A 12,669-nucleotide genomic window follows, 5' to 3' on the forward strand; every position below is an offset into this window, starting at 1 on the left:
CCGGATCAAGGCATCCCTACGGGCGTGATGTCGCAAAGCGGCGCGATGTGGCGTTGTCCGGGGTGGTTCCGCAACTCCTCGGGGAAGATCGCCATGGCATTCCGATTCGTCACGACCCTGTTCATCCTCCTTGCGTTGTTCACCGCGCCGGCGCGGGCGCAGATCCAGGTCCTGCTCGACCGGCCTGATCTCGACCTGCGCACCCAGGGTGTCGTGCGCGCGCTCGCGCGCCTGTCCGACGGCAGCGTGATCGTCGGTGGCCAGTTCCAGTCGATCAATGACCATCCGCGCGCGAACATCGCGCGCCTGCTGCCTGATGGCAGCATCGACACGGCCTGGGCGCCGCAGGTCGACGGCCCCGTGTTTGCCCTGACGCTCGCGCCCGACGGCGCAATCATCGCCGGCGGCTCGTTTACCGGCGTCAATGGCATCTCGCTGCCGAATCTCGCCAAGCTCGACAGCGTCGGCGGCGCGCCAATCGCGACCTGGCGCCCGGCGCCGGACAACGTCGTTTGGGCGCTCGCTGCGTCGGGCCCGAGCCTCTATGTCGGCGGCATGTTCGGACAACTCGGAGGTTCCCCGCGTGCGTCGATCGGGCGGGTGAGCACGGTCGGTACCGGTGTCGCCGACGGCTGGAATCCGTCGTCCAACGGGATGGTCTTCGCATTGACCGTGGTGCCCGGCCTGCTGTCGGCGCCGGACACTCTTGTGGTCGGGGGTAGTTTCACGGAAATTGGCGGCGCGGCGCGCAACCGCATCGCCAGCTTCGAACTGGGACCGAGTGTGGTCGTGACGAGCTGGAATCCGTCGATGGACGGGATTGTCTGGGCGCTGGCCAACGACAGCGCCACGGTCTTTGCCGGTGGCTCGTTCACCCAGGTCGGACCACGATCCATCGAGCGCCTGGCACGCATTCCAATCACCAGCAGCGTGCCGCTGACCAGCTTCGCTCCGCAACCGGACGCCAACGTGTATTCACTGTCCGTGCTCGGCGGTACGTTGCATGTCGGCGGCTTGTTCAGCGCGATCGGAGGCTTGCCGCGTGCGGGCGTCGCGCGCATGAGCACGGCGGGCGACGTCGATCCCGCCTGGAATCCCGGCATGCCCGGTTCGCAAGTGTATGCAGTCCGCGGCCGCAGCGATGGTGTCGCCTACGTCGGCGGCAGCTTCCGCCGCAGCGCGGGACAGCTGCGACTGGCTCTCGCGCGCGTCGATGCTGGCGGCGGCAGTAGTGTCGTCACCCATGCGACGATCAGGGGGCGTGTTTCCGCGCTGGCGAGACAGAGCGATGGCGCCGTCATTGCCGGTGGCGAGTTCGCCCTCGTCAACGGTGAGCAGCGCGGCAACCTGCTGCGCCTCGATGCCTCCGGCCGACTCGATCCGCAGTGGGCGCCCGCAACCAACGGCGACATCGTCGACCTCGCGGTCGATGGCTCGGACCGCGTGTATGCCGCCGGACAGTTCTCCACTGTGAACGACTTGCCGTTGCGCGGTGTCGTGCGCCTTGCGGCAGCCGGCGATGGCGCTGCCGATACCGGCTGGGACGCCGCCGTCGACTATTCCGTGCATGCGGTGGCGATCCAGGCGGATGGTGAGGTCATCGTCGGCGGCAGTTTCACCTCGATCGGCGGCCTCCCGCGCAATCGCATCGCGCGTCTTTCGGCGCTGAACGCCGCCGCCGATCCGGCCTGGAATCCCAATGCGGACAACTGGATCGAAGCACTGGCCGTGGCTGCGGATGGATCCATCTTCGCCGGTGGCAATTTTGGTGTGATCGGCGGCCAGCCACGCACGGGGGTCGCCCGATTGGCGGCAACCGACGGTTCCGCGGTGCCGACGTGGAATCTCGCGCTCAACCAAGCCGTCAACGCGTTGGAATTTTCGCCGGATGGGACGCAGCTCTACCTTGCTGGCTATTTCACCCAGGCCGGCGGCGCCTCGCGGCCGGGCGGTCTCGCGCGCGTGGCGATTGCGACGGGCGCGATCGATGTTGGCTGGGCACCGCCGTTGTTCGGAAGTGCCCACGCCTTGGCGGTCGACGAACGGGGCGAGGTGTATGCCGCCGGCTCACTCGGCACCTCTGGTGGGGTGCAACGATTCCTCTACCGTCTTGCCGCGAGCGACGGCGCCATTGTGCCGGGCTGGCTGTTTTCCGCCGACGTCCCGATTCAAGCCGTGCTGGTGCATGCGGGCAAGGTCTGGTTCGGCGGCCGATTTGCCCATGTGATGGGTCGGCCGCGCATCGACATTGCCGCCGTGGCGGTCGATCGTCTGTTCGCCGATGGCTTCGAGCAGGCTCAGTTCTGAGCCTGCTTCGGATCACGGCTGCTGAAATCCGGTCGCGGTCCGACAAATCGGGCATCCCCGAACCCCGCCCTTCACTTCTTCATCCAGTTGCGCACCGGCGCAAAGCTGCGTCGGTGTTCAGGGCAGGGGCCGAGGCGGCGCAATGATTCGATATGGGCCGGGGTCGGATAGCCCTTGTGGCCGGAAAAGCCGTAGCCCGGATACAGGGCGTCGAGTTCGCGCATGCGCGCGTCACGCATCGTCTTGGCGAGGATCGAGGCGGCGCTGATCGCCGGTTCGCTGGCGTCGCCGCCGATGATCGCGCGGCCGGCGCAGGGCAGGTCCTTCGGCAAATGGTTGCCGTCGACAAGGGCGAGCAGTGGCGCGGGTTGCAGGGCGGAGACGGCGCGTGCCATGCCGGTGAGCGAGGCCTGCAGGATGTTCAGGCGATCGATCTCGTCGGCTTCGACGTAGCACACCGAATACGCCAGCGCGCGCGCGCGGATCTCGAGCGCGAGCGCGTCGCGGCGGTTTTCAGCGAGTTTCTTCGAGTCGTCCAGGCCAATGATCGGCCGGGCAGGATCGAGGATCACGGCGGCGACCACGACCGGCCCGGCCAGCGGGCCGCGCCCGGCCTCGTCGACGCCGGCGATGCGCAGCGGATCGATCGCGGCAGTGTTTTCGAACAAGTCGTGGTTCATTCCTCGCGCAGGTCCTTCAGCACGTTGAAGACATGGTCGTGGTACGAGGTCAGCATGCGCGTGTCGCGGCACTGCAGGTAGCGGCCCTTGCAGCGTTCGCGCAGCAGTGTGTTGGCCTGGTAGAACGCGTCCTTTGGCACGCCGGCCGCGTCGAGCAGCAGCGAGCCGAGGTAGACGATGTCGAGCGATTCGTATTTCGGCAGCGGCGCCAGCGCGAAGCTCGTCTTCAGCATGTAGTAGGTGACACGGCTTGCGTTCGGTCCGGCCGCGTCGGGAATTCGTTTCGGGATTGCGTGCATGGCACCGTCGAACGAGGGTTGGTGGTCGCCGAAGTGCAGCAGCACGGTCGGCCGTCCGCTGTCCCAGAGTTGCTGCTGCAGCGTGTCGAGCATGACCGAGGACTCGTGCACGCGGGCGAGGTAGTTGCCAAGATTGAGGTTGAGCCAGTCGTCGAGCGCAGGTGGCTTGAACTTGCCGCGGAACAGCGGCTTGTCGAACGGCGGTGGCAGTTCGGCCAGCGGCGTCATGTGCGGGCCGTGCTGGTGCAAGGTCAGGGTGAACACGAACAACGGGCGATCCGGATGTGCGGCGCGCTCCTCGGCATGGATGCGCATTAGCACCTCGTGCAGATCAGCGTCGGTGCTGTCCCAGTCGAGGCCATTGTCGGTGCCGTCGTAGAACGCGTCGAAGCCGTAGTCGATGTAGGCATTGCGGCCATTGAGGAACTCGCCGCTGTGCGAGTACACGGCGATGGTGCGGTAGCCGGCCGCCTTGAACGCGTCGGGCAGGGTATGCACGACGCGCGGGGCCAGGTTGTACGGCGCGTACAGGCCGGCATTGCCGAACAACACGTCGGCGAGGCCGGTGTGCAGGGCGAATTCGCTGGTCCAGGTGCCGCCGCCGAAGGTATGCACGGTCAGCGCACCACCAGCCCGTGTGTACTTGTCCGGCACGAACATCGGCACGGTGCAGGCCGGCACGCTGCAGGCCTTGAGCATGCGTGGATCGAAGGTGCTTTCCTCGAGCACGACGAAAACATCGGGGTACTGTCGCGGCTTGCGCGGCTTTTCATCGAGCGTCCATTTGATGCTGCGGTCGATCGTCCCGGTCAGACTCGGCTGGCGCACCTCGGTATCGCTGAACGAGGTGAAGAACGCGGTGATGAAACTGCGGTCGGTGACGGTTGCCCACATCGGCTTGTTGAACACGCCGGAGAATGGCCCGGCCGGCGACAGGCACAGTGCAAACACGGCCGTGCTGGCCGCGGCGCCGACGAGGCGGATCGCCGCGGCGCGCGCGCGGCCGAGCCGTGTCCATTCCCGCGTCGTCTCCCATGCCCACGCCGGCACCAGCAGCAGCGGGATCAGCGCGACCACGCCCAGGCTGAAGCCGAGCAGGATCGGGTAGCGGCCGATCAGTTCGAGCGTGTCGCGGTTGACATAGTAGGTGAGGTCAGGCGCCAGCACCGGCGTCAGCAGGTACTCGAACTTGAGCATGCTGGCCGTCTTGAGCAGGCCAAAGGCGACGCTTGCGGCCATCAGGGCGAACGACAGGCGCGCCGTGGAGAACAGCAGGAACAACATCGCCGAGGTGACGATGACCAGGGCGTAGAGTTTTTCCATCAGCGCCTTTTCGGCCAGCGGGGCGAACACGAGCAGAGCCAGGAAGGCAATGACGGCGAATGCGCGCAAGCGTTGCCGCCGGCGCCGTCGTGATTGTTCGCGTAGGTCTTCGCTCAAGCGAGCACGGCCTCGGCCGCGTTGTGGTCGGCGTTGCCGCCAAGCAGTCGGTGCAGGCGTTCGTACTCGGCGAGCAGGGCCGGATCGACGCGTCGCGCGCGCAGGAACGGTTCGAGCGCATCGGCGAGTGCCGGCGGCGTGCAGTTTTCCTGCATGAGTTCGCGGACGAGTTCTCGCCCGGCGAGATGGTTCGGCAGCGAATAGCGCTCGACCTTGAGCAGGCCGAGGGCAGTGATGATGCGATGGGTCAGCCAGGCGAGGCGGTAGGCGACCACCATCGGTCGCTTGGCCAGCATCGCCTCGAGTGCGGCCGTACCCGAGGCGACCAGCACGGCATCGGCGGCGACCATGGCCTCATGCGCCCGGCAATCGATCACATGCATGCGTCCTGCGTGCGCAGCGCTGCGAGCGAGCACGGACTCGAATGCGGCGCGGCAATCCGCATTGGCCATCGGGGCGACGATTTCGAGTTGCGGAATGCGTTGCGCGAGCAGGTGCGAAGCCTCTATGAAGTCGGAGCCGAGGCGGCGGATCTCGCCGAGCCGGCTGCCGGGCAGCAGGGCGAGCACGGGTTTGTCCTGCGGCAGTTCGAGCGCACGGCGCGCGGCGGCCTGGTCAGGCTGCAGGGCGAAGGCATCAGCCAGCGGATGACCGACGAAACGTGCATCGACGCCGTGCCGCGCATACACGACGGGCTCCATCGGAAACAGGCACAGCACGCGATCGGCGCTCGCACCGATCTTCGCCGCGCGCTGCTCGCGCCAGGCCCAGATCGATGGGCTGACGTAGTGGATGGTGCGGATGCCGGCCTGCCTGAGGCGCCGCTCGAGCGGCAGGTTGAAGTCGGGCGCATCGATGCCGATGAAGGCCTGTGGTCGCAGTGCCAGCGTTCGCTCGCGCACGTCGCGACGGATGCGCAGCAGTTCCGGCAGGTGCCGCAACACTTCGACAAGCCCCATCACCGCGAGCTTTTCGGCCGGATGCCAGGCTTCGAGTCCCGCCGCCACCATGCGCGGTCCACCCACCCCGACGAAGCGCGCAGCGGGAACCCGCGCACGCAATGCCTTGATCAGCCCCGCGCCGAGCAGGTCGCCGGAGGTTTCGCCGGCGACGAGCACGAATAGCGGGGAATGCGGAATGGGGGCTGGGGAATGGTCGAGCGGAGCCGCGTCGGATCGGGAGTCGACCACCGGGAGTCGGGAGTGGCTCATGTGGCAAGGGTGCGTGCGAGCACGCCGCTGACATCTGCGGTCGCGAGACGGAATGCCTGGCTATTCCCCATTCCCAGCCCTCAGCGCACCAACGACCTCTGGCTGCGCTCGATGAAGTCGAGCATGAGCCGCACGTCGGGAGCGTCTTCCGCGGCGCGGGCGAGTTCGGTGCGAGCGTCGGCGAGGGGCAGACCGGACATGTACAGCGTGCGATAGGCGCGCTTGATCGCCATGATGCGGTCCGAGGAATAGCCGCGTCGACGCAGGCCTTCGGAGTTGATGCCTTTCGGCTCGGCGAAGCTGCCGGCGACGGTGACGTAGGGAGGCACGTCGCGGTTGATGATCGCACCCATTGCGGTGAAGGCGTGCGCGCCGACCTGACAAAACTGGTGGACGAGGGTGAAGCCGCCGAGGATGACCCAGTCGTCGACAACGACATGACCGGCCAGCGATGCGGCGTTGGAGAAGATGGCATGGTTGCCGACGACGCAGTCGTGGGCGATGTGCACGTAGGCCATCAACCAGTTGTCATTGCCGATCCTGGTCAGCCCGGCGCCATCCTCGGTGCCGCGATTGAAGGTGACGAACTCACGGATGACGTTGCGGTCACCGATCTCCAGGCGCGAACGCTCGCCGTGGAATTTCTTGTCTTGCGGGGCAGCGCCGAGCGAGGCGAACTGCCAGATGCGGTTGTCGCGGCCGATGCGAGTCGGGCCGTCGATGACCACGTGCGGGCCGATCGAGGTGTTGTCGCCGATCTCGACGTCTGCACCGATGATGCTGTACGCACCGATGCTGACGTTGGCGCCGATCTTCGCCTGTGGATCGATGATCGCGGAAGGATGGATCATCCGTCCCTCCGTTCGGCGCAGAGCAGTTCGGCTTCGGCGACGACTTCGCCGTCGACCTTGGCCTGACCCCAGAACAGGCCCATGCGCTTGAGCGTGCGCTTCTGCTCGACCTCGAGCACGAGCTGGTCGCCGGGCACCACGACACGGCTGAAACGCGCCTTGTCGATTTTCACGAGGTAGAACAGCGCGGGCTGGTTCGGGTCATCGGATGCAGACAGCTGCACGAGCGCGCCGGATGCCTGGGCCAGCGCTTCGATGACGAGCACGCCGGGCATCACTGGGTGACCGGGGAAATGGCCCTGGAAGAACGGCTCGTTGAAGGTGACGTTCTTCAGTGCGAGGAGACGCTTGCCCGGTTCCCAGGACACCACTCGGTCGATCAGCAGGAACGGATAGCGATGTGGCAGCAACTGGGTGATGCGCCTCACGTCGATCACCTCCGGAGCGGCGGCGGGAGGGGTGTTCGGTGTCGTCATTGCGTGCTTCCCTTGTCAATGGCCGCGACGCGTCGGGCCAGTTCATCGAGGTGCCTGATACGCGCCGCATTGCGTCGCCAGAGCCGGCTTTCCTGCATGGGGGAGGCGGACGAATACTCGCCGGCCTCGCGGATGGAGTGGGTGACCAGGGTCATGGCGGTGATCGTGACCCGGTCTGCCACCGTCAAATGGCCCAGTATGCCAGCGGCGCCGCCGATCAGGCAGTAGCGGCCGATTCGGGCACTGCCGGCAACAGCCGCACAGCCGGCGATGGCGGTGTGCGCACCGATGTGCACGTTGTGGGCGATCTGGATCTGGTTGTCCAGGCGCACATCTTCCTCGAGCACGGTGTCCTCGAGCGCGCCGCGATCGATGGTCGTGTTCGCGCCGATCTCGCAGTCGTCGCCAATACGCACGCCGCCGAGCTGCGGCACCTTGATCCAGTGGTCGCGCTCGAAGGCGAGGCCGAAACCGTCGGCGCCGAGCACGGCGCCCGGGTGGACGAGCACGCGCCGACCGAGGCGCACGCGTTCGACCAGAGTCACCCGCGCGACCAGGCGCGATTGCGCACCGACCGTGCAGTCACGGCCGACCAGGCAATGCGCACCGAGCACGGCACCATCCTCGATGACCGCGCCGTCCTCGACGACGCACAACGGTCCGATCGAGGCGCCGGCGGAAATGACTGCCGTGGCGGCGATGATCGCACTGGGATGCACGCCCGGGCTCGGTGCGGGGCGGTGCTCGAACAGCGCGGCGATCTTGGCAAAGGCGACGTAGGGGTCGCTGGCGATGAGGCGTACCGGGGCGCCTTCGAGGTCGGCGTCGGCTGCGCGCACGATCACCGCGGCGGCGGTGCTCGTCTGGAGTTGTGCGCGATAACGCGGATTGGCCAGGAAGGACACCTGTTCCGCGCCGGCATGGGCCAGTGTGGCCACCCCGGTGATGCGGCACGTACCATCGCCGCGCACGCCAAGGTCGAAGCGTTCGGCCAGTTCGGCAACGGTGAAGGCCACGCCGTTCATGGCGATGGTCGGCTCGCATACTGGCGCTTGAGGCGTTCGAGCACCTGGTCGGTGATGTCGATGCGCGGATTCGCGTAGACGACCGGGCTCGGCACGATCAGGTCGATGTTGTGTTCGCGCGCGAATTCGACGACGGCGTTGTTGATCTCGCGCCAGCTGCGATCGAGTTCCTGGTCGCTGCGCGCCTTGAGCTCGCTGCGCATGTTGTCGCGATTGCGCCGGATCGCGCGGTCGAGCGCATCGATCTCGCGCTTGAGTGCATCGGCCTGGTTGCGTTCGAGCGATGCGCCTTCACGGTCTTGGCGTGCACGCAATTCGGTGAGGCGCCGTTCATCGGCATTGAGTGCGTCGTCACGCGGGGCGAACTCGCGTTCAAGCTTCTGCCGGCCGGCCACGACTTGCGGTGCGTTGTCGAGCAGGCGCTTCATGTCGACGTAGCCGATGCGGACGGCAGCATCCTCGGCCGGCGCCGGCGCAGCGACCGTCAACGCGATCGCGGCGAGCAGCGCCCGGGGCATTGCTGTCCATGGACCGCTTCGCGCCACTCGTACCCCCTCGCCAGACGATCTTGCCTCGTTGTGCCGAGTTCCTGCTCGGCATGCTACCCGTTCAGAACTGCGGCCCGAAGCTGAACTGGATGGTTTCGGTATCGTCGCCATCCTTCTTGCGCAGAGGTCTGGCGAGGCTGATCACGATCGGGCCGACCGGCGCGCGCCACTGGAAAGACAGGCCGGTCGAGGCGCGCAGTTCGCTCGCTTCGAACGCGCTGTAATCCTTGAACACGTTGCCGACATCGAGGAACCACGATAGGCGTGTGGTGTTGTCGCTCTCCTTGACGAACGGGGTCGGGAAGATGATCTCGGCCGTGGCCACGGTCTTGAACGCACCGCCGAGCGGCTGGCGGAAGCCGCGAGTCTCGTCGACCGGGCCGAGCGTGTTGTCGCGGAAACCGCGCACGTCGGAGGTGCCGCCGGCATAAAAGTTCTCGAAGAACGGCAGGCCGCGGGCGCCGTATTCGGTCGTCACAGGCGGATCCTGGCCCTCGTCGACGACGGTGCGGTAGCGGCCGTTGTAGCTGCCGCCATAGCCGATCGAAGCGGTGCCGAGGAAGGTCAGCCTTTCCGTGATCGGCAGGTACTGCGAAAAGCGGTAGTTGAACTTGAAGTACTCGACCGTCGATCCGGGCAGGGTGGTCTCGAACGAGACCGTCTGCAGCGAACCGCGAGTCGGGTTCCAGTACTTGTTGCGTGTGTCATGTGCCCAGGACAGCTCCACGTTCCAGACATGGAAGGTGCGGTTGCCGAGCGCGAACACGTAGTCGACGAACTGCTGGGGCGTACTGGCAAACGTGTTGATCGAGGTCTGGCTGATGCCGAAGCGCGTGTTCAGCGTGTCATTCTCGGTCAGCGGAAAGCCGAGGTAGGTGCTGAACGAGTCGGAGTTGGTGAAGTAGTTGGCGATGTTCGCCTCTCCGGCGTCGAGTTCACGGTGGCTGATGTCATAGCCGAGGCCGAGGCCGTCGTCGGTCAGGTAGGGTTCGAAATACGACAGGTTGTAGCGTTTCAGGTACGCGCTGCGCTGCAGGGTCACGCCGATACGGTCGCCGGTGCCGAAGAAGTTGTTCTGCTGCACGGCGATGCTGGTGATCAGACCCTGCACCTGTGAATAGCCCAGACCAAACGTGAAGCTTCCGGACGGCTGCTCCTCGATGGTCACGGCGACGTCGACCTGATCGTCGGAGCCGGCCACGCGCGGTGTCTCGATGCTGACGGTCTTGAAGAAGCCGAGCCGCTGCAGGCGGATCTTCGAGCGGTCGATCGCGGCCTGCGAGTACCAGGCGCCTTCGAGCTGGCGCATCTCGCGGCGCAGGACCTCATCCTCGGTGTGCAGGTTGCCCTTGAAAGTGACGCGGCGCACGTACACACGCTTGCCCGGCAGGACCTGGAAGTTCAGCGCGACTTCGCGCTTGTCGCGATCGATCTCCGGGACAGGGTTGACCTGGGCGAACGCGTAGCCGATGTTCGAGAGCACGGCGGTGATCGCATCGGCTGATTGTTCGACCTTCTTGCGCGAGAACATCTCGCCGGGGTGGATCGACAACTGCTTGCGCAGGTCTGCGTCCTTCAGGATGAGGTCGCCGGTGAGCTTGATGTCGTTGACCGTGTAGACCTCTCCCTCAACGATGTTGGCGGTGACGTACATGCGCCGCTTGTCGGGGCTGATCGACACTTGGGTCGAGTCGATCGCGAAGTCGACATAGCCGCGGTCGAGGTAGAACGAAGACAGGCGCTCGAGGTCACCCGACATCTTCTCGCGCGAGTACTGGTCGTCCTTCGAGTACCACGATGTCCAGTTCGTCGTGTCGGACTGGAAGTCCTCGCGGATCGCCTTCTCCTTGAACGATTCGTTTCCGACGATGTTGAGGTGCTTGATCTTGGCCGGCCTGCCTTCGGTGATGTTGATCGCGACCTCGACGCGGTTGCGGTCGAGGTTGACCACAGCGGTCTTGACCGCAACGTTGTACTTGCCGCGGTTGTAGTACTGGCGGGTCAGTTCCTGCTGTACCGAGTCGAGCTTGAGGCGGTCGAAGGTTTCACCCTCGGCCAGGCCGATGCCCTTGAGGCCCTTGCGCAGGTCGTCTTCCTTGAGATCCTTGTTGCCGCGGATCGCGATCTTGGAGATCGATGGCCGCTCCTGCAGGGTGATGACGAGGATATCGCCCTGGCGTGACAGGCTGACGTCGTGGAAGAAGCCGGTCCGGTAAAGAGCGCGGATCGCCTCTTCGGCGCGCTCGGTGGTCAGGGTATCGCCACGCTCGACCGGCAGATAGGTGAACACAGTTCCCTGGGCGATACGTGACAGGCCGTCGATGCGGATGTCGGCGATGCGGAACGCTTCGAAGGCGAGGGCGTCCTTGGAACTGAGCCAGGCAAGCAAAAGCAGGGCGGCGATACGCTTCATCGTCACTTCCGTAGGGGTGCGGAACCGGCAGGCGGTGGGACTCACCGCATCCGTTGTTGTTTTTGGGCGGTTTTGGGTCAGAAAGGGAGCTTGAGGATGTCGTTGAAGATCACCAGCCCCATCAGGCCGACCAGCATCACCAGGCCAAGATACTGGCCGGCAATCATCGTGCGTTCGCTCACCGGGCTGCCTTTTATCGACTCGATAAGGTAATACAGCAGGTGTCCGCCGTCCAAGATCGGAATCGGCAACAGGTTCATGATCGCCAGCGACAGCGAGATGATGGCGAGGAACTGCACGAACCAGGTGAAGCCGAGCTTGGCCGAACTGTTGGCCACGCGCGCTATCGTGATCGGCCCGGACAGGTTCTCGAGGCTGGCCTTGCCGACCACCAGCATCTTCAGCAGGTTGAGCATGCTCGCTGCGGAATCCCGAGTCTCCGCGAGCGCGCGTGGCACGGCTTCCAGCGGACCGAAGCGCAAGGTGGCGTCTTGTGGGGCGCGGGCGCCGATGCCGACGCGGTGACGGGTCTTGCCGGTGGCGTCGGTGACTGACGCGGCGGTGACGTCCAGATCGATGGCCCCGCCGTCGCGGCGTACGGAAAAGACCAGTCGCGGATTGGTCGCGGCTTCGAGGGGGATCAGGCGGCTCACATCCTCGAAACTCGTCACCGCATGGCCGTTGATGCGCAGCACCTCGTCACCCTCGCGCAGGCCGCCGCGGGCGGCCGGACCGTCCGCTTCGACCAGGCCTATCACGGCCGGCGCGTACAGGCGCAGGCCGATGTGGTCGAACAATTCCTTCTCCGGCACGTTGGCCGGCAGGCTGCCGAAGGCCAGCCGGCGGGTCGCCGCCGCTCCCTCGGCGGTGACGACCTCGACGGTCGCGTCGCTGCGCCCGACTGCTGCTTCGGCCAGCTTCTGCATGGCCTTGGTCCAGGTGTCGGTCGCGGTACCGTCGACGCGCATGATGCGGTCGCCAGCCAGCATGCCGGCCTCGGCGGCGACACCCTGGGGCGGTCCGACCAGCGGCAGGAAATCGGGTTTGCCGACCACGAACATGAGCCAGAACGCGGCGATCGCGAAGACCAGGTTGAAGACCGGGCCGGCCGCCGCGATCGCCATGCGCTGGCCGACCGGCTTGCGGTTGAAGGCTTGCGCGACTTCGGCAGGGGCGACCTCACCCTCGCGTTCGTCGAGAAACTTCACGTAGCCGCCGAGCGGGATCGCGGCGATCGCGAACTCGGTGCCGTCGCGGTTGCGCCGCGACCACAGCGGTTTGCCGAAGCCAACCGAGAAGCGCAGCACCTTGACCCCGCACAGACGCGCGACGAGGTAGTGGCCGTATTCGTGGAAGGTGATGAGCAGGCCGAGCGTGACGATGAGCCACCACACGGAGCCGAAGAAGTCGTTCATGGAG

10 protein-coding genes are annotated in these 12,669 nt (G+C 66.0%); 1 reads left to right on the top strand and 9 read right to left on the bottom strand.

The annotated features are described in order from the left end of the window. Positions 1–93 precede the first annotated feature (93 nt). On the top strand, positions 94–2,307 hold the full coding sequence (locus KF907_RS12180; protein ID WP_291220735.1) for a delta-60 repeat domain-containing protein: 2,214 nt from the start codon (positions 94–96) through the stop codon (positions 2,305–2,307). A gap of 71 nt (positions 2,308–2,378) precedes the next feature. On the opposite strand, the gene rnhB is transcribed toward KF907_RS12180, so the two are convergent. The 9 genes from rnhB to rseP form a co-directional block, all read right to left on the bottom strand. Beyond that, positions 2,379–2,987, bottom strand: a complete 609-nt coding sequence (gene rnhB, locus KF907_RS12185) for a ribonuclease HII (protein ID WP_291220737.1) — start codon at positions 2,985–2,987, stop codon at positions 2,379–2,381. Then, positions 2,984–4,678 carry a sulfatase-like hydrolase/transferase gene (locus KF907_RS12190; protein WP_291220739.1) on the bottom strand — a complete coding sequence of 565 codons (1,695 nt, stop codon included), beginning with the start codon at positions 4,676–4,678 and terminating at the stop codon, positions 2,984–2,986. The genes rnhB and KF907_RS12190 overlap by 4 nt, the downstream gene beginning before the upstream one ends. Positions 4,679–4,722: 44 nt before the next feature. Then, entirely contained in the window at positions 4,723–5,937 is a 1,215-nt protein-coding gene (gene lpxB / locus KF907_RS12195; protein WP_291220741.1) for a lipid-A-disaccharide synthase, read from the bottom strand. 80 nt (positions 5,938–6,017) lie between these two features. Continuing rightward, positions 6,018–6,788 carry an acyl-ACP--UDP-N-acetylglucosamine O-acyltransferase gene (gene lpxA / locus KF907_RS12200; protein WP_291220743.1) on the bottom strand — a complete coding sequence of 257 codons (771 nt, stop codon included), beginning with the start codon at positions 6,786–6,788 and terminating at the stop codon, positions 6,018–6,020. Further along, positions 6,785–7,264 (bottom strand): 3-hydroxyacyl-ACP dehydratase FabZ, encoded by a 480-nt coding sequence (gene fabZ, locus KF907_RS12205; protein ID WP_291220745.1) that lies wholly within the window; start codon positions 7,262–7,264, stop codon positions 6,785–6,787. The genes lpxA and fabZ overlap by 4 nt, the downstream gene beginning before the upstream one ends. Beyond that, a complete protein-coding gene (gene lpxD, locus KF907_RS12210) occupies positions 7,261–8,289 on the bottom strand; it encodes a UDP-3-O-(3-hydroxymyristoyl)glucosamine N-acyltransferase (protein ID WP_291220747.1) in 1,029 nt (342 codons plus the stop codon). The genes fabZ and lpxD overlap by 4 nt, the downstream gene beginning before the upstream one ends. Beyond that, positions 8,286–8,807, bottom strand: a complete 522-nt coding sequence (locus KF907_RS12215; protein ID WP_291220749.1) for an OmpH/Skp family outer membrane protein — start codon at positions 8,805–8,807, stop codon at positions 8,286–8,288. The genes lpxD and KF907_RS12215 overlap by 4 nt, the downstream gene beginning before the upstream one ends. 91 nt (positions 8,808–8,898) lie before the next feature. Beyond that, entirely contained in the window at positions 8,899–11,250 is a 2,352-nt protein-coding gene (bamA, locus tag KF907_RS12220; protein WP_291220751.1) for an outer membrane protein assembly factor BamA, read from the bottom strand. A 77-nt stretch (positions 11,251–11,327) separates the two neighbouring features. After that, entirely contained in the window at positions 11,328–12,665 is a 1,338-nt protein-coding gene (rseP, locus tag KF907_RS12225; protein ID WP_291220752.1) for an RIP metalloprotease RseP, read from the bottom strand. Between the last annotated feature and the right edge of the window lie 4 nt (positions 12,666–12,669).

Origin of the sequence: Dokdonella sp. (assembly GCF_019634775.1) — a bacterium.
Classification (GTDB): domain Bacteria; phylum Pseudomonadota; class Gammaproteobacteria; order Xanthomonadales; family Rhodanobacteraceae; genus Dokdonella.

Bases quoted from the DNA above. Each gene is read 5' to 3' on its own strand.
- KF907_RS12215 (WP_291220749.1), bottom strand. From the start codon at position 8,807: ATGCCCCGGGCGCTGCTCGCCGCGATCGCGTTGACGGTCGCTGCGCCG.
- bamA (WP_291220751.1), bottom strand. From the start codon at position 11,250: ATGAAGCGTATCGCCGCCCTGCTTTTGCTTGCCTGGCTCAGTTCCAAG.
- lpxD (WP_291220747.1), bottom strand. From the start codon at position 8,289: ATGAACGGCGTGGCCTTCACCGTTGCCGAACTGGCCGAACGCTTCGAC.
- rnhB (WP_291220737.1), bottom strand. From the start codon at position 2,987: ATGAACCACGACTTGTTCGAAAACACTGCCGCGATCGATCCGCTGCGC.
- fabZ (WP_291220745.1), bottom strand. From the start codon at position 7,264: ATGACGACACCGAACACCCCTCCCGCCGCCGCTCCGGAGGTGATCGAC.
- lpxB (WP_291220741.1), bottom strand. From the start codon at position 5,937: ATGAGCCACTCCCGACTCCCGGTGGTCGACTCCCGATCCGACGCGGCT.
- lpxA (WP_291220743.1), bottom strand. From the start codon at position 6,788: ATGATCCATCCTTCCGCGATCATCGATCCACAGGCGAAGATCGGCGCC.
- rseP (WP_291220752.1), bottom strand. From the start codon at position 12,665: ATGAACGACTTCTTCGGCTCCGTGTGGTGGCTCATCGTCACGCTCGGC.
- KF907_RS12180 (WP_291220735.1), top strand. From the start codon at position 94: ATGGCATTCCGATTCGTCACGACCCTGTTCATCCTCCTTGCGTTGTTC.